This window comes from Agrobacterium sp. rho-13.3 (genome assembly GCF_033957765.2).
Lineage (GTDB): Bacteria > Pseudomonadota > Alphaproteobacteria > Rhizobiales > Rhizobiaceae > Agrobacterium.
In genome coordinates, this window is record NZ_CP192775.1 from 1656801 (window position 1) to 1672949 (window position 16149).

A 16149-nucleotide genomic window follows, 5' to 3' on the forward strand; every position below is an offset into this window, starting at 1 on the left:
CGAACTAACCGCCGGTTTCTTTAACCCACCGAGGCTGGCGTTTTTCCAGAAAGGCGGCAATGCCTTCCTTGGCTTCATCTGTTTCCCAAGCATCCGCAAGCTGGTGAATGCTGGCTTCGATGACGCTGTCATCGATTTTATTTCCCAGCGAGCTCGCAAGGGCCTTGGCGCGTCCCACCGCTTTGGGGGCGACATTGAGATAAGGCGCGATCTCGAATTCTACGGCAGCGTCGAGTTCAGAAGCGGCCACTGCGGCCTTGATCAAACCAAGGTGCTTGGCCTCTTCGGACTGGAATATTCTCGCGGACATGAACACGCGGCGCGCAGATGCTTCTCCCATTCTTGCCAGAACGTAGGGCGCTATCGTTGCGGGTATGATGCCGAGTTTGGTTTCGGTAAAGCCGAACTTCGTCTCGTCGCTGGCAATCGCAACATCGCAAACACACGCCAAACCGATGCCGCCGCCGAAGGCAGCGCCGTGGATTTTGCCGATCAATGGTGCGCGCAACTCGTTTAATGCTCTCAGCATATGGGCCAGCTTCCGTGCTTCCCACTTTCGTGTTTCACGATCCGCCTCGATTTGAGCCATCATCCATGACAGGTCACCACCGGCGCAAAAAAGCGGGCCGTTGCCGGAAAGAACGATAGCGCGGATCGTATCGTCGGCATTGGCTTTGGCAGCGAAATCCGTCAATTCGGCAATCATCGCCGCCGTCATGGCATTGCGCTTTTCTGGCCGGTTGAGTGTCAGCGCGACCACGCCGCGCTCGTCTCGGGAAACCCGCAATGTTTCATAGCTCATGCGTGGCTCCTGTTATCTTATGGGCGAAGGAGGCGGCTTTTACCACCTTGTGTATGTCCACGCCCGTTTCATAACCCAAAGTGGAAAGACGCGAGACAACTGCTTCCGTCGCGACGTTGCCTTTCGCGCCCGGCGCATAAGGGCATCCACCCAGACCAGCGACCGAACTATCAAAGGTACGAATGCCGAATGCGAGCGCACATTCCATATTGTCCAGTGCGCGGTTTCGGGTGTCGTGGAAATGGCCGGCAAGTCTGCTTGCGTCGATCTGATCGCAGAGCAGTTGTAACAGAGGCGCAAGTTTCTCCGGTGTTGCCGCGCCGATTGTGTCGCCGAGGCTGATTTCGTAGCAGCCGAGGGCAAGAAGCTTTTGGCTGACATCCAATACATTTTCAGGCGGCACCGCGCCGTCATAAGGACAATCCGTGATGCAGGACACATAACCGCGCACGGGAATGCCTGCTTCACGCGCAGCATCCAGCACCGGCTCGAAACGCTTTATGCTGTCTTCTATCGAACAGTTGATGTTCTTTTGGCTGAAGCTTTCAGAGGCCGATGCAAAAACTGCGATCTCATCCGCTTTTGCGACCATGGCCGCCTCAAAGCCGCGCATATTGGGGGCGAGGGCGGCGTAAACGATGCCTTTCTTGCGTTGGATACCAGCCAACACGTCCGCAGCATCGGCCATTTGTGGCACCCATTTCGGGCTGACGAAACTGGTCGTTTCGATTTTTCGAAGGCCGGTTTCGGACAAAATGTCGATCAAGGTGATCTTGTCAGCGGTGCTGAGGAGCGCTTTCTCATTTTGCAGGCCGTCACGCGGTCCGACTTCGAAGATCGTCACGGTCTCAGCCATTGTCGACCTCGAACGATACCAGCAAATCGCCGTGGCTGACTTGTTGTCCAGATGTCACGTTGAGCTCTGCAACTGTTCCGTCTCTCGGCGCGCTAAGCAGATGCTCCATCTTCATCGCTTCCAGTATCAGCAGCGCATCGCCTTTGTGGACCAACTGGCCTTTTTCGACAAACACCTTGGCCACAAGACCCGGCATCGGCGCAGCAACATCGTCGCCACCGTGTTCCTTACCTTCTGCTTGAATGGACGGATCGAACCTTGACCACGAGAAACATTGCCCATCAATAAAGAGATGGACCATATCTCGCTGCCGGAACATGCGGAATGATTTGCGATGGCCTTCCTCGTCTACCGTTATCTCATCTGCATTGCGGGTTATCTGAAAGCGCTTGCCGCTTTCCGTTTCAATGAACGGCCCATCGATTTTGAGGGCGACATTTTCTTTGGTTGCTTCATGGACCAGTACAATCTGAAGGCTGGAATTGCCCCAAATGCGAAAACCGCGCAGTAGGTCGAAAGGATCGGTGCTTTCAGGTGGATCGAGAAGGCCGCTGAGGATCATGGCGGCGACGGTTGATCCAAATGGCGGAGTGGGTTGCGGCTCTATCAGTTGATCCAAATCGCGCCCGATCAACCCCGTATCGACCTCACCCTTGGCAAAACCTTCGTGACGAGACAGTGCCGTGAGGAAGGCCAGATTGGTGACTGTCCCGGCGATTTCGGTGGAGGTTAGCGCATCGGTCAGTTTGCGCAGTGCGGCCTCTCGATTTTCTCCATGCACGATGATTTTTGCGATCATCGGGTCGTACCAAGGCGTGATCGTATCGCCCGAGCGAACACCGCTATCGATGCGAACGGCCGCTTTTTCGAATCCCGCGCCATCGGGAAAGCGCAGATGCTCCAGTTTTCCAACGGCCGGAAGAAAGCCTTGTGAGGCATCTTCCGCATAAAGGCGTGCCTCGAAAGCATGGCCGTTGATCTTGAGATCGTCTTGGACAAAAGGCAGTGTTTCGCCCGCTGCGACGCGCAATTGCAGCTCCACGAAATCAAGGTCGGTGATGGCTTCCGAAACGGGATGCTCGACCTGAAGGCGCGTGTTCATTTCCATGAACCAAAAACCATCCGCCCGAAGTCCCTTACTGCCATCGGCAATAAATTCGATCGTGCCTGCACCACGATATCCAATCGTGCGGGCCGCTTCGATGGCTGCTGCACCCATGACGCTGCGAACCTTGTCGGTCATGCCGGGGGCAGGGGCTTCTTCGATCACCTTTTGATGGCGGCGTTGCAGAGAGCAGTCGCGCTCGAACAGGTGAACAACATTGCCAAAATTATCCGCGAATATCTGGATTTCGATGTGCCGAGGCGATGTGATGTATTTTTCCACCAGAACGGCGGCGTCTCCGAAACTTTTCGCTCCTTCACGCTGCGCGCTTTCCAACGATGCCAGAAAATCCTCCGGTTGTTCCACAAGCCGCATACCCTTGCCGCCGCCACCGGCGCGGGCTTTGATCAGGACAGGATAACCAATCCGCTCGGCCTCGTTTTTCAGAAATTCCGGATTCTGCGAACCACCATGATAACCCGGCACAACAGGCACACCGGCCTTTTCCATCAGTGACTTTGCCGCATCTTTCAGGCCCATGGCGCGAATGGCGCTTGCGGGTGGGCCGATGAAAACCAGTCCGGCGTTTTCAACGGCGTCGACAAAATCCGGATTTTCGGACAGAAAACCATAACCGGGGTGGATGGCTTCGGCACCGGATTTCAAGGCAGCATGGATGATGGCTTTGCCGTCGATATAGCTTTCGGCAACGGGCGGCGGGCCGATCCGCACCGCCTCATCGGCAAGGCTGACATGCTTGGCCAAAGCATCGGCATCCGAATAAACCGCGACCGTCTTTATGCCCATACGGCGTGCGGTGGTCATGACCCGGCAGGCGATTTCTCCGCGATTGGCGATGAGTATTTTTCTGAACATCGCTCACTCCTCACATGCGGAAAATGCCGAAACGGGTGTCGGAAATCGGTGCATTCAGCGAAACCGAAAGACTGAGCGCCAGAATTTCTCGGGTCTTGCGCGGATCGACAATGCCATCGTCCCAAAGCCGGGCGGAAGCGTAAAGCGGGTGGCTCTGCCGCTCGAACATATCGATGGTCGGGCGTTTGAACTCGGCCTCTTCCTCTGCACTCCAGCTCTGCCCTGCGCGCTCCATGCCCTCGCGTTTCACGGTCGCCAGAACGCCAGCCGCCTGCTCTCCACCCATCACGGAGATGCGGCTGTTCGGCCATGTCCAGAGAAAACGCGGGGAATAGGCGCGGCCTGCCATGCCGTAATTGCCGGCGCCGAAGGAGCCGCCAACCAGCATGGTGATTTTGGGAACGGAAGTCGTTGCCACCGCCGTCACCAGCTTGGCACCGTGGCGGGCGATGCCTTCATTCTCATATTTGCGGCCCACCATGAAGCCAGTGATGTTTTGCAGGAAGATGAGTGGGATTTTCCGTTGTGAGCATAGCTCAATGAAATGCGCGCCTTTTTGCGCAGCCTCGCTGAACAGGATGCCGTTATTGGCAACGACGCCCACCGGGCACCCCATGATGTGCGCAAATCCGGTGACGAGCGTTTCGCCGAAACGCGCCTTGAACTCATCGAACCGCGAGCCATCTGCAACACGGGCGATGACTTCGCGAATATCATAGGGCGTTCTAAGGCTCGCAGGTACGACGCCGAGGATGTCCTGCGGATCGTAAAGTGGCTCTTCCGCGGTTTGCCATGAGACGGTTGCGGGTTTTGTACGATTGAGGCTGGCCACGGCCTGACGTGCGAGAGCCAGCGCGTGTTCGTCATTCTCAGCCAGATAGTCTGCAACGCCGGAGAGGCGCGTATGCACATCACCGCCGCCCAGTTCTTCAGCAGAAATGATTTCGCCGGTCGCGGCTTTCACCAAGGGCGGTCCAGCCAGAAAGATCGTTCCCTGGTCGCGCACGATGATGGTCACATCCGACATGGCCGGAACATAAGCGCCGCCTGCCGTACACGACCCCATGACGACCGCGATTTGTGCAATGCCCTGCGCGCTCATCTGCGCCTGATTGTAGAAGATGCGCCCAAAGTGGTCTCGGTCTGCAAACACCTCATCCTGATTGGGCAGGTTCGCGCCGCCGCTGTCGACCAGATAGATGCAGGGAAGATGGTTTTCCTGCGCGATCTCCTGCGCACGCAGATGCTTCTTTACCGTCAACGGAAAATAGGTGCCGCCTTTCACGGTCGCATCGTTGCAGACGATCATGCAATCCAGCCCGCAGACTCTGCCGATGCCGGTGATCAGGCCAGCACTCGGCACCGGTGCGTCATAAACACCGTGGGCAGCGGTGAGACCTATCTCCAGAAATGCCGAGCCGGGGTCGATCAGCCTCATCACTCGATCACGCGGCAGCAACTTTCCCCGCGCCAAATGGCGGGTACGTGCCGCATCTCCGCCGCCAGCCATGGCGATGCCCACGGCGTCTTCGACGGTTTCAATGGCTGCTTCATGGGCGGTGCGGTTGGTTTTAAATATCTCGCTGTTTGTCAGGATGGAGGATTTCAGAACACTCATTATGCTTGGCTCTCCATCAATTCCCGGCCGATGAGCATGCGGCGAATTTCAGAGGTGCCAGCACCAATCTCCATCAGTTTGGCATCGCGAAAGATGCGGCTGACCGGCGTTTCGTTCATGAAACCAGCACCGCCCATGGCCTGCACCGCCTGATGCGCCACCAGCATAGCTTGCTCTGAGGCATAAAGTACGCACGCGGCAGCATCCTGCCGCGTCACCTTGCCCCGGTCACAGGCGCGGGCGACTTCATACATATAGGCGCGGGCGGTATTCAGCGCGGTATACATGTCCGCGATCTTGCCCTGCATCAGTTGAAAGCTGCCAATGCTCTGGCCGAACTGCTTGCGCTCTTTGAGATAGGGCATGATTTCATCAAGGCAGGCGGCCATGATGCCGGTGCCGATGCCGGATAACACGACGCGCTCATAATCCAGGCCGGACATCAGCACCCGCACACCCTTGCCCTCTTCGCCAAGAATGTTTTCCACCGGCACCTCAACATCATCGAAAATGAGTTCTGCCGTGTTGGAGCCGCGCATACCCAGCTTGTCGAAATGCGGGCTGGTGGAAAAGCCGCTCATCGATTTTTTGACGATGAAGGCCGTAATGCCCTTGCTGCCCGCATCGGGATTGGTTTTCGCGTAGACGACCAGCGTGTCCGCGTCCGGCCCGTTGGTAATCCAGTATTTTGTGCCGTTCAGCCTGTAGTGATCGCCATGCTTCTCTGCCCGCAGCTTCATCGAGACCACGTCTGAACCGGAGCCGGCCTCGGACATCGCCAGAGCGCCGACATGTTCGCCGGAAATCAGCTTGGGCAGATATGTTGACTTCTGCTCCGCATTGCCATTGAGTTTGATCTGGTTGACGCAAAGATTGGAGTGGGCACCGTAACTGAGGCTGATCGAAGCTGAAGCGCGGGCGATTTCTTCCACGGCAACCGTGTGCGCCAGATACCCCATGTCCGCGCCACCGTAAATTTCAGGAACCGTGATGCCCAGAAAGCCGAGAGACCCCATCTCGCGCCACAGCTCTGCGGGAAACTCGTTCCGCTTATCGATATCGGCGGCGATGGGCTTCAATCTATCCTGCGCCCAGCGGTGCACCAGATCGCGCAATGCGGCGATATCTTCACCCAGATCGAAGCTCATGGAGCTGGCGAACATTCCACATCTCCTCCCATGTTTCAGATATCAGCCAGACACTCTCCCCAGTGGCTTGTCGCTGTTATCTGTCGTGCAAATCCAACGGATCGACCGCGTGATTTGTGCTCATGCTACGCTGGAACAACGGATAGTTCCACCTGAACAACTTGCATTTTCCATTGTGGGGTAAAACTTAAGAGGGTAAATGAGCCAGAATCACGCGATTGTCACTGGAAGATGCGGTTTGCTGCATATATGAGAAGTCGCAGAACATTAATTATAGCTATGCAAGTGCGCTTCGCCACGTTTTCGCCTTATTTGGGTCATGATTGCGTCCTTTTTGCTGCCGGATTTGCAGGTTTTTTACCCCAAGATTAATTTTTCTTCATAAAAATAGAGACATTCCATGTCTTTTTGAGTGTGCGTCGCCGCAATTTTATTGCAGTGCACAAGGGCTTTTTTTGTTTATGTTGGGCTGCTTTCTGCTCAAAATGACTTTGGCTCGTCTGTGTTTTGCAGCAAACTATAAGAAGAAATAGAATATAGAGCGGCAATCAATACATAAGCGAACGAACCCATGCGTAAAGTGCATGGGTTTCCGGTCATTTGTTTCTTTTTTATGCGCAATTCGTTATTCATCGCAGTTCTTATGTGAGTATTTCAGGCGCAGCACCCGAAGGACACTAAGGCATGTCGCCTCACAAAAAATTTAAAAGCACCTAATTCCGGCCACAGGCTTCCTGTCTCATCTAACACTTATTGATGAGCCCAAACGGGTTACCGACCATCGCAAAACATAAATGGAGTCCTCTCTATGAAGTCCGCGACTCGATCGGCTGTTTCGCCGCTTAGCAGCTCCGACGAATTTGACGTCAGCTTTCCAATCGGAGGAATCGCAAAACGCAGCTTTGATATAACGTCAGCTCTGCTTGCGATCCTTATTCTCAGCCCGATCTTTTTGATGATCATGGCCATGGTCAAACTTTCCGACAAAGGCCCCGCTTTTTATGGGCACCGCCGCGTCGGCCATAATGGTCGTATGTTCCATTGCCTGAAGTTCCGCACGATGGTGAGGAATGGCGACGAGGTTCTTCGTCAGTATCTGGCTGCAAACCCAGAGGCTGCGGAAGAGTGGAACGCCACCCGCAAGCTGAAGAACGATCCTCGGGTCACAGCGATCGGCACAGTTCTGCGCAAGCTCAGCCTTGATGAACTGCCGCAGCTCATCAACATCATTCGTGGTGAAATGAGCGTCGTTGGCCCACGCCCCGTGGTTGATGAAGAGCTGAACTATTATGAAAGCGCAGCGTCTTATTACCTCAGCACACGTCCTGGCCTCACCGGCTTGTGGCAGATCAGCGGTCGCAATGATGTCTCCTATAAGGAGCGCGTCGATTTCGATACGCAGTATGTGCGCAACTGGTCTATGATGCAGGACGTGTTCATTATCGTCAAAACCATTCCCGCTGTGTGCATGTCACGCGGCAGCTATTGAACCAAATTCATAGTTTGGCGTTTCGTCGATAAGATTAAGATATTGCGGCCACTATTGTGTGGCATTTACGACCGGTTTTTAAACACTGGTCGTAATCCGGCTGCGGTTATTGCAGTCGTAAAAATGGAGTTTCCCATGGTTGGCAATGCCACCGGCTTTTCATTGAACGTAGGATGGCGCAAGGTTCCGGCCCTTTTTGTTGTGGCCTCGCTGGCTGTTATCAGCCCTTTGCAAGCCTTTGCGAAGGATAACCAGTACCGTCTTGGTACTGCGGACAAGCTACGCATCCGTGTTGCAGAATGGCAGCCTGCCGATGGAACGATCCGCAATTGGGACGTCATCAACGGTGATTATTCCGTGGGAGCTTCTGGATCGCTATCCTTGCCCTTCATCGGGCAACTGGACGTGGATGGTAAAACCACAGGCGAAGTGGGTGAAGAGATCGGCGCGCAGCTTCAAAGCAAATTTGCCTTGCGCAATCTGCCCTCGGCCTCCGTTGAAATCTCTCAGTTTCGCCCTGTCTTCTTGACCGGTGACATACAGACCCCCGGCGAATATCCCTATGCGCCCAATCTTACCGTTCTAAAGGCCGTAAGCCTTGCGGGCGGTTTGCGCCGTTCGGATGCGGGCCAGCGTTTTGCGCGAGACTTCATCAATGCCCGTGGTGATGCTGCCGTTTATGACGACCAGCGTGGTCGTCTTCTCGCACGGCAGGCCCGCCTTCTCGCTGAAGTGCGGGGAGACAAGGAAATCGCCAAGACACCTCAGTTGGAGAAGATCATCAACATCGATGCGCTTCTCGCAAGCGAAACCGCGCTGATGAAATCCCGCTCGGAACGGTATACGCTGCAATTGAAGGCGTTGGGAGATCTTCGAGTCCTGTTGGAAACCGAAGTCGAATCTCTCTCCAAGAAATCCGAAACTCAAAATCGTCAGTTGCAACTGGCGAATGAGGATAAGGAAAAAGTAAACCGTCTGAACGAACAGGGATTGGCGCTGGCGCAGCGAAGAATTTCCGCAGAAGAACGTGCCGCTGAGGTGGAATCCAGCTTGCTTGATATCGATACCGCCTCGCTTCGTGCCAAGCAGGATATCAACAAGGCCATGCAGGATGAGATCAATCTTCGCAATGATTGGGAAGCGCAGCGCGCCAAGGAATTGCAGGATACGGAAGCGGAGCTTCAGAAACTGTCACTGCAACTGGGCACCAGCCGCGATTTGATGTCTGAGGCGCTGGCGCAATCCGCCGAAGCCCTCCGCTTCGACCCTTCCGGCAAATCCGCATCGATTGGCTATGTCATCGTGCGTGAAGAGGGTGGCAAGCCGAAGGAAATCAAGGTTGATGAAACCACGGCCCTTCAGCCCGGTGATGTGATAAAAGTCTCGTCAGAAATTCTGATGCAGTGAGGTCCGCATGCGGATTGCCAAATCGGCACTGATCGACCCGGATAAAAACGGACTGTACGGAATGGCAGCGGTGGCGCTGTCATTCTTCGTGTTCGCCTATTCGTCCAAGTTCGGGCAGATTTCCATCCTTGCCTATTATGCGGTGTGGTTTCCTCTGGTCATCGTCGATTACCGCCGGGTGCTGGGTAATTATACCCGTTATATCTGGATTTTTGCCTTCGGAATTCTGGCGGTCCTTTCCAGTTTCTGGTCGGATGCCATGTCCACCACCATGCGGGCATCCATTCAGTATCTGACGCACATCATCTGCGCGCTGATCGCCATGCGGGTTATTTCGATAACGACGCTGACGCGTGGTGCGCTGATCGGCATCATCGTCGTGCTGCTTTATTCGCTGCTGTTCGGCATTTATCTTTCGGATGCGCTGGACGGCACGTTCAGTTTCGTCGGTGCCTTCTCCTCTAAAAATCAGCTTGGGTTTTACGCCTCGCTCGGTGTGATTTTTGCGGCCTGCTCTGTGTTGGTGTTGCGCCAGCGCGACATCATATGGCTGGGCATCGCAGGGGTGGCGGGCCTGATGTCCGCCTATTGCCTGCTTGCATCGCAATCGGCCACATCTGTCATCACCACGGCTGCCATTGTTGCGCTGATCATCGGTTTTTTGCCGGTGGGCATGTTGTCCCCCGCCAATCGCAAGATGATTTTCTTTGCTGTCGTCGGCCTGGGCGGACTGGTTGTGGTAGCCTCCCTTCAATTCGGCTTGCTGGATGCGGTGCTCGGCGTTTTCGGCAAGGACTCGACACTCACCGGACGTACCTATCTCTGGCAGCAGGGCATAGAGGCGGCAAAAGCGTCGCCGATTCTCGGCGTCGGCTATCAGGGCTTCTGGGTTGCGGGCTTTTTCGATGCCGAACGTCTCTGGAATGACTTCTTCATCACCACCCGCAGCGGCTTTCACTTTCACAACACCTACATCGAAACCGTTGTCGAAAACGGCTTTGTCGGTATGCTGTTTTTGGGAATTGTGCTTTACGGCACGCTGTTTGGGCATCTGCGTTCGATCCTGATGCGCAAAAGCGACCCGCAGGGCCTCGTGCTGCTTGCTCTCTGCGCGCTTTTCGTTGTGCGCTCCTTCGTGGAAATCGACATTATCTTTGCCTACCAGATCGGCTCCTTCCTGCTTTATTACGCGGCCGGAAAGCTGACCTTGCCACAGCGGGCACCTGCGGGTGCTTTTTCCGGCATGGCGATGAAGCCGCTGGCGGGGCGCTAAACGCGCTCACCCATCTTGGATATCCCGTTCTCCACAAGTGTCCTTCAAAGCATTCTTGACTCTTTGCTGGAAAAGGAACAAAAAGTGAACATGAAATCTTTCAAGCGTTAATGCTCTTAGAGTCCGGTGTCATGCATAAGCGCGCTGAACAACTTGTTGTGGAGGAATTGCGAGAAAGGCTGGAGCGGATCACGCAAGGGCCCGCTCGGCAGCATGATATCCTGCCTTTCGGCGTGCCCTCCATCGATGAGCATCTGCCGGGTGGCGGGTTGAAGCTTGGCAGTTTGCACGAGGTCAGCGGTGGCGGAAACGGCGCGGGGGATGGTGCCGCATCGGCGTTGTTTTCCGCAGGCATTGCGGCGCGTGTTAAGGGCAAAATTCTCTGGTGCGTCACCCGGCCTGATCTGTTCATGCCTGCCTTGACGCAGGCTGGCCTATCGCAAAACCGGCTGATCATCGTCGAGTGCCGCGATGAAAAAGGCGTACTGGACTGCTTTGAAGAGGGGCTGCGGTGCAACGGTTTCGGGGCGGTCATCGGGGAGCTTTCAAAGCTGCCGATGAATATGTCCCGGCGTCTGCAATTGGCAGCGGAAGCCTCGGGTGTCGTTGGTCTTGCCATCCGCCGCTGGCGTCATTCATCCGGTGCCGTGGAGTTCGGCCAGCCGACGGCGGCGGTCACGCGGTGGAGAATTTCCGTGCGACCATCCACGCCGCTGCCGGTGCAAGGTGTGGGCCGAGCGCGCTGGTTTCTGGAGCTTTTGCGGTGTCGTGGTGGCGAGTGTGCCGATTTTGAAGTGGAAGCCTGTGATGCAAAGGGTCGTCTCGCTCTACCTGCCGACATGGTCGACAGACCGCTATCGCAGAACGCTTGGCAAACAGGCGCCACCGGTTGATCGCCCGGTCGTGATGATTGGCCGACAGGGCAATCGCCGTGTCGTGCTGGCGCAGGATGTGGCAGCTGCCGCTGCGGGCTTGCGGCTTGGTATGCCGGTCAGCAAGGCGCAGGCCATTCTTCCGGGATTGATCGTTGAAGAGTTGCCCGTCGCCGATGATGCCAAGGCGCTGCGGGATATCGCCTTCTGGTTCCTGAAAATTTACGCCCCTATCGTCGCACCGGATGCGCCTGACGGGCTGGTGCTGGATACGACAGGGGCAGACCATCTGCATGGCAATGAACAACTGATGTTGACCGGCATGATCAACCGGCTGCATGCGCTTGGCTTTACGGCACGCGCCGCCATTGCCGATAGCTGGGGTGCGGCCCACGCACTTGCCCGTTTCGGAACCGATGCCGCAACCATCGTGCCACAAGGTGGCTCGCCCGGCGTCCTTGCGCCCCTGCCGCTTGCGGCCTTGCGTCTTGAAAGCCGTATCGTGGCCGATCTTAAAGTGCTTGGTTTTCGCCGGATCGGAGAGCTGGCGGCAACGGCGCGCGCGCCTGTTACCTTGCGCTTTGGCCCGGAGGTGGGCCGCAGGCTGGATCAAGCTCATGGCCTGCTTTCTGAACCCATCGAACCCATCCGCGTGCCGGAACTGGTGGAGACTTTCCGTTTCTTTGCAGAGCCGATTTCGGCTGCGGAAACCATTGCGCGGTATACCGCAAAGCTCGTCAATCAACTCTGTCTTCTGCTGGAAAAACGTGGCCTTGGCGCACGGCGTGTCGATCTGGTGCTGCATCGTGTGGATAGCGGTTTGCAGGCCATCCGCGCCGGAACATCCAAGCCGGTTCGGGATGCCAAACAGCTAACTCGTCTTTTGACGGACCGCATCGATACGATCAATCCCGGTTTTGGCATCGAAAAAATGATCCTGACCGCCACCCATGCGGAGGCGTTGGTGGTCGGGCAGGCCCGCTCCACCCTTCTGGACGATGCGAAAGCGGATATTGGTGAAACGGTCGATGTCATCATCAACCGTGGCCACAAGGTTTACCGTTACGCGGCTGTCGCAAGCGATGTGCCGGAGCGCTCCGTGAAACAGGTGCCGGCGCAATCTGTAGAAGATCACCTCGGTTGGCCGGATCATTGGCCGCGTCCGGTGCGGCTGCTGTCTTTGCCCGAGCCAATCCAGACCATTGCCTTGATGCCGGATCATCCGCCCAAAAACTTTGTGTGGCGCGGTGTGCGCCGCATTGTGAAACGCGCCGATGGGCCTGAGCGCGTTTTTGGGGAATGGTGGAAACGCGACCGGGAACTGACGGCAGTGCGCGATTATTTCATGGTCGAGGACGAAAGCGGCGAACGGTTCTGGATTTACCGCTCTGGGGATGGCGAGCACGCCAATACCGGTTCTCAAGACTGGTTCATGCATGGAATATTCGGATGAACACGAATGTCCGCTATGCCGAGCTTCAGGGCACAACGCATTTTTCTTTTTTGCGCGGCGCAAGCTCCTGCGAGGAGTTGTTTGCGCAGGCAAACGCGCTCGGCATCGAAGTTCTTGGCATCGTGGATCGCAACAGCCTTGCAGCCATTCCCCGCGCCCATGAAGCTGCAGAAAAATACGGCATACGGCTTGTGGTTGGATGCAGGCTTGATCTCGCGGATGATATTTCCGTGCTGGTCTATCCCACGGATCGCCCAGCCTATGGCCGCTTATGCCGCCTGCTTACATCAGGCAAGAAGGCGGGCAAGGGGAAATGCCATCTGACATGGAGCGATCTGGTCGCCTATAGCGAAGGTCTGCTGGTCATTCTGCTTCCAGACCTTGCAGATGAGAGCCTTTCCATCCGCTTGAGGCGGTTGAAAGCAGATTTCGGCGCAAACGCCTATGTCGCCATGAGCCTGCGCCGCCGACCCAACGACCATATGCGGCTGCATGAGCTTGCAGATATGGCTTTGCGGGCAGGGGTTCCCACTGTCGTTACCAATGATGTCCTGTTTCATGAGCCAGAGCGGCGCATGTTGCAGGATATCGTCACCTGCATTCGCCACAATTGCACGATCGATGATGCGGGTTTTCGGCGGGAGCGACATGCGGACCGTTACCTGAAGCCGCCGCAAGAAATGCACCGGCTGTTTTCCGCATATCCGGACGCATTGCGACGAACGCTGGAGATTGTGCGGCGATGCACGTTTTCACTGAAAGAGTTGCAGTATCAATATCCTGAAGAACGGACCTTACCTGATTTGACTGCGCAGGAAGCGCTTGAGAAATTCGTGTGGGACGCGGTGCCGGAGCATTATCCATCGGGGTTGCCAGAGAAGGTTGATAAAGCCCTGAAACACGAATTGGCTTTGATCGCCAAGCTGAAATATGCGCCATATTTCCTCACGGTGAATGCGATTGTTCGAGAAGCGCGAAGGCGGAAGATTCTCTGCCAAGGGCGCGGCTCAGCTGCCAATTCCGCCGTTTGTTATGTGCTTGGAATTACGTCGATAAACCCTGACGGTAATGATCTTTTGTTTGAACGTTTCGTTTCTGAAAATCGCAACGAACCACCGGATATCGATGTGGATTTCGAGCATCAGCGGCGGGAAGAGGTTCTACAATGGGTCTATGACACTTACGGGCGTGACAAGGCGGCGCTGTGTTCTGTCGTCAGCCGATATCGTGGCAAAGGCGCTATCCGTGATGTTGGCAAGGTGCTGGGGTTGCCTGAAGACCTGACCAAGCTCATGTCATCGCAAATCTGGTGGTGGACTGATGATGCCGGGCAAAAAGATGCCAAGGATCTGAACATCAACTTGGATGATCGTCGCGTAAAGCTGGCTTTCGATCTTGCCAGACAACTGATCGGCACACCGCGCCATCACAGCCAGCATCCCGGCGGTTTCGTGCTGACGCAGGATCGATTGGACGAATTGGTCCCCATCGAGCCAGCCTCGATGGATGATCGACAGATCATCGAATGGGACAAGGACGATATCGAAATCGTCAAATTCATGAAAATGGATTGCCTCGCGCTGGGCATGTTGTCCTGTATGCGTCGGGCGTTCGACATGCTGGAAGAGCGGCTCCATAAGAGGTTCGAACTTTCCACCATCCCTCCAGATGATGGCCCCACCTACGATATGATCTGCAAGGCCGATACGATTGGCACATTCCAGATCGAAAGCCGGGCGCAGATGTCGATGCTGCCACGGCTGAAGCCCCGTGAACTATACGACCTCGTCATTCAAGTGGCCATCGTCCGTCCCGGTCCCATTCAGGGAGATATGGTGCATCCTTATCTGCGGCGAAGAGAGGGGAAGGAAAAGGTCGTTTATGAGCGACCCCAACTTGAAAATGTGCTTCGCAAAACGCTGGGTGTTCCTCTCTTTCAGGAACAGGCCATGCGGATTGCAATCGATTGTGCAGATTTTACGCCAAATCAAGCCGACCAACTTCGAAGGGCGATGGCAACATTCAAAAATATCGGGACCATTACCGAGTTTAAAGAAAAGCTTGTGAATGGCTTGGTCAAAAATGAATTCAGCAAGGAATTTTCCGAGCGGCTTTTCAAACAATTGGAAGGCTTTGGCAGTTATGGTTTTCCCGAAAGCCATGCAGCGTCTTTTGCGCTGGTTGCCTACGCTTCCTCATGGGTGAAATGCCACCATCCTGATATTTTCTGCGTTGCACTTTTGAACTCCCAACCCATGGGTTTTTATGCGCCTGCGCAGCTTGTTCGCGATGCGCAAGATCATGGCGTGGAGGTCCGCCCGGTCTGCATCAACACAAGCCGGTGGGATTGTATGTTAGAACCGTTGGGTGAAAAAAAGGGTGCCGTGCGGCTCGGTATGCGGTTGGTCAAAGGGCTGTCCAATGACCAAGCTGGTGATATCATCGCGTGCCGGGAGGACCGGCCTTTCGTGTCCATCGACGATCTTTGGCGTAGGGCGGGCGTTCCATCGGCAGCGCTGGTTTGTCTTGCGGAAGCAGACGCTTTCCTGCCCTCGCTCGGGCTTTCCCGTCGGCAAGCCCTGTGGGATATCAAGGCATTGCGCGATGAACCACTGCCCTTGTTTGCAGTCGCGGCGCGAGAGCAAAATCAGGTGATTGCGGAATTGAATGAGCCGGAGGTGGCTTTGCGACCGATGACAGCAGGTGGGGAAGTGGTGCAGGATTATGGACATGTGGGCTTGACCCTTCGACAGCATCCTATGGCATTTCTCCGCCATGATCTTTCCCGCAAACGCATCGCCACCTGTGCAGAGGCTATCACCATGAAGGACGGGCGATGGCTGGAGGTGGCGGGGCTTGTTCTGGTGCGCCAGCGTCCCGGTTCGGCAAAAGGCGTTATCTTCATGACTTTGGAAGATGAAACCGGCATTGCCAATGCCGTTGTCTGGGTCAAAACTTTCGAGAAATACCGCCGCGTTATTCTGTCGGCTGGCATGGTGGGCATTTATGGAAAGCTACAGCGGGAAGGCGAGGTCGTGCATCTGGTCGCGCATCGCATCACCGATCTTTCCGATGTGCTGAAAAGCGTTGGCGAGAGGGAAGGGCCGTTTCCATTGCCGCATGGGCGCGGTGATGAGTTTCACCATGGAATTCCACCGGAAGACCGTCGCCGTTTGCCCAAACGATCCGATATACAGGCGGATGGCGAAGATCAAATCACCATCAAAGGTCGCAATTTCCATTGAGTGCA

General features: G+C 55.6%; 11 protein-coding genes. 6 read left to right on the plus strand and 5 right to left on the minus strand.

What is annotated here, in order from left to right:
* Window positions 1-4: 4 nt before the first annotated feature.
* From RMR16_RS22385 to RMR16_RS22405, 5 genes are read right to left on the minus strand one after another with little or no spacing between them, the layout of a single operon-like run.
* Complete coding sequence (locus RMR16_RS22385) at window positions 5-802, minus strand: crotonase/enoyl-CoA hydratase family protein (RefSeq protein WP_320197815.1); 798 nt, start codon at window positions 800-802, stop codon at window positions 5-7.
* Window positions 792-1658 (minus strand): hydroxymethylglutaryl-CoA lyase, encoded by an 867-nt coding sequence (locus RMR16_RS22390; RefSeq protein WP_320197816.1) that lies wholly within the window; start codon window positions 1656-1658, stop codon window positions 792-794. The genes RMR16_RS22385 and RMR16_RS22390 overlap by 11 nt, the downstream gene beginning before the upstream one ends.
* The gene (locus RMR16_RS22395; protein ID WP_320197817.1) at window positions 1651-3639 is read right to left on the minus strand and encodes an acetyl/propionyl/methylcrotonyl-CoA carboxylase subunit alpha; all 1989 of its coding nucleotides are present in this window, start codon (window positions 3637-3639) and stop codon (window positions 1651-1653) included. The genes RMR16_RS22390 and RMR16_RS22395 overlap by 8 nt, the downstream gene beginning before the upstream one ends.
* Before the next feature lie 10 nt (window positions 3640-3649).
* Window positions 3650-5257 (minus strand): carboxyl transferase domain-containing protein, encoded by a 1608-nt coding sequence (locus tag RMR16_RS22400; protein WP_320197818.1) that lies wholly within the window; start codon window positions 5255-5257, stop codon window positions 3650-3652.
* Entirely contained in the window at window positions 5257-6420 is a 1164-nt protein-coding gene (locus RMR16_RS22405; RefSeq protein WP_320197819.1) for an isovaleryl-CoA dehydrogenase, read from the minus strand. The genes RMR16_RS22400 and RMR16_RS22405 overlap by 1 nt, the downstream gene beginning before the upstream one ends.
* A gap of 793 nt (window positions 6421-7213) precedes the next feature.
* Between RMR16_RS22405 and RMR16_RS22410 the strand changes: the two genes are divergently transcribed.
* The 6 genes from RMR16_RS22410 (at window position 7214) to RMR16_RS22435 (ending at window position 16144) form a co-directional block, all read left to right on the plus strand.
* Entirely contained in the window at window positions 7214-7894 is a 681-nt protein-coding gene (locus RMR16_RS22410) for a sugar transferase (RefSeq protein WP_320197820.1), read from the plus strand.
* 135 nt (window positions 7895-8029) lie between these two features.
* A complete protein-coding gene (locus RMR16_RS22415; RefSeq protein WP_320197821.1) occupies window positions 8030-9301 on the plus strand; it encodes a polysaccharide biosynthesis/export family protein in 1272 nt (423 codons plus the stop codon).
* Between the two features lie 7 nt (window positions 9302-9308).
* Complete coding sequence (locus RMR16_RS22420) at window positions 9309-10574, plus strand: O-antigen ligase family protein (RefSeq protein ID WP_320197822.1); 1266 nt, start codon at window positions 9309-9311, stop codon at window positions 10572-10574.
* 131 nt (window positions 10575-10705) lie between these two features.
* On the plus strand, window positions 10706-11467 hold the full coding sequence (locus RMR16_RS22425) for an ImuA family protein (RefSeq protein WP_320197823.1): 762 nt from the start codon (window positions 10706-10708) through the stop codon (window positions 11465-11467).
* The gene (locus RMR16_RS22430; RefSeq protein ID WP_320197824.1) at window positions 11382-12899 is read left to right on the plus strand and encodes a Y-family DNA polymerase; all 1518 of its coding nucleotides are present in this window, start codon (window positions 11382-11384) and stop codon (window positions 12897-12899) included. The genes RMR16_RS22425 and RMR16_RS22430 overlap by 86 nt, the downstream gene beginning before the upstream one ends.
* Complete coding sequence (locus RMR16_RS22435) at window positions 12896-16144, plus strand: error-prone DNA polymerase (protein WP_320197825.1); 3249 nt, start codon at window positions 12896-12898, stop codon at window positions 16142-16144. The genes RMR16_RS22430 and RMR16_RS22435 overlap by 4 nt, the downstream gene beginning before the upstream one ends.
* Window positions 16145-16149: the final 5 nt, after the last annotated feature.

Bases quoted from the DNA above. Each gene is read 5' to 3' on its own strand.
- RMR16_RS22385 (WP_320197815.1), bottom strand. From the start codon at position 802: ATGAGCTATGAAACATTGCGGGTTTCCCGAGACGAGCGCGGCGTGGTC.
- RMR16_RS22390 (WP_320197816.1), bottom strand. From the start codon at position 1,658: ATGGCTGAGACCGTGACGATCTTCGAAGTCGGACCGCGTGACGGCCTG.
- RMR16_RS22395 (WP_320197817.1), bottom strand. From the start codon at position 3,639: ATGTTCAGAAAAATACTCATCGCCAATCGCGGAGAAATCGCCTGCCGG.
- RMR16_RS22400 (WP_320197818.1), bottom strand. From the start codon at position 5,257: ATGAGTGTTCTGAAATCCTCCATCCTGACAAACAGCGAGATATTTAAA.
- RMR16_RS22405 (WP_320197819.1), bottom strand. From the start codon at position 6,420: ATGTTCGCCAGCTCCATGAGCTTCGATCTGGGTGAAGATATCGCCGCA.
- RMR16_RS22410 (WP_320197820.1), top strand. From the start codon at position 7,214: ATGAAGTCCGCGACTCGATCGGCTGTTTCGCCGCTTAGCAGCTCCGAC.
- RMR16_RS22415 (WP_320197821.1), top strand. From the start codon at position 8,030: ATGGTTGGCAATGCCACCGGCTTTTCATTGAACGTAGGATGGCGCAAG.
- RMR16_RS22420 (WP_320197822.1), top strand. From the start codon at position 9,309: ATGCGGATTGCCAAATCGGCACTGATCGACCCGGATAAAAACGGACTG.
- RMR16_RS22425 (WP_320197823.1), top strand. From the start codon at position 10,706: ATGCATAAGCGCGCTGAACAACTTGTTGTGGAGGAATTGCGAGAAAGG.
- RMR16_RS22430 (WP_320197824.1), top strand. From the start codon at position 11,382: ATGCAAAGGGTCGTCTCGCTCTACCTGCCGACATGGTCGACAGACCGC.
- RMR16_RS22435 (WP_320197825.1), top strand. From the start codon at position 12,896: ATGAACACGAATGTCCGCTATGCCGAGCTTCAGGGCACAACGCATTTT.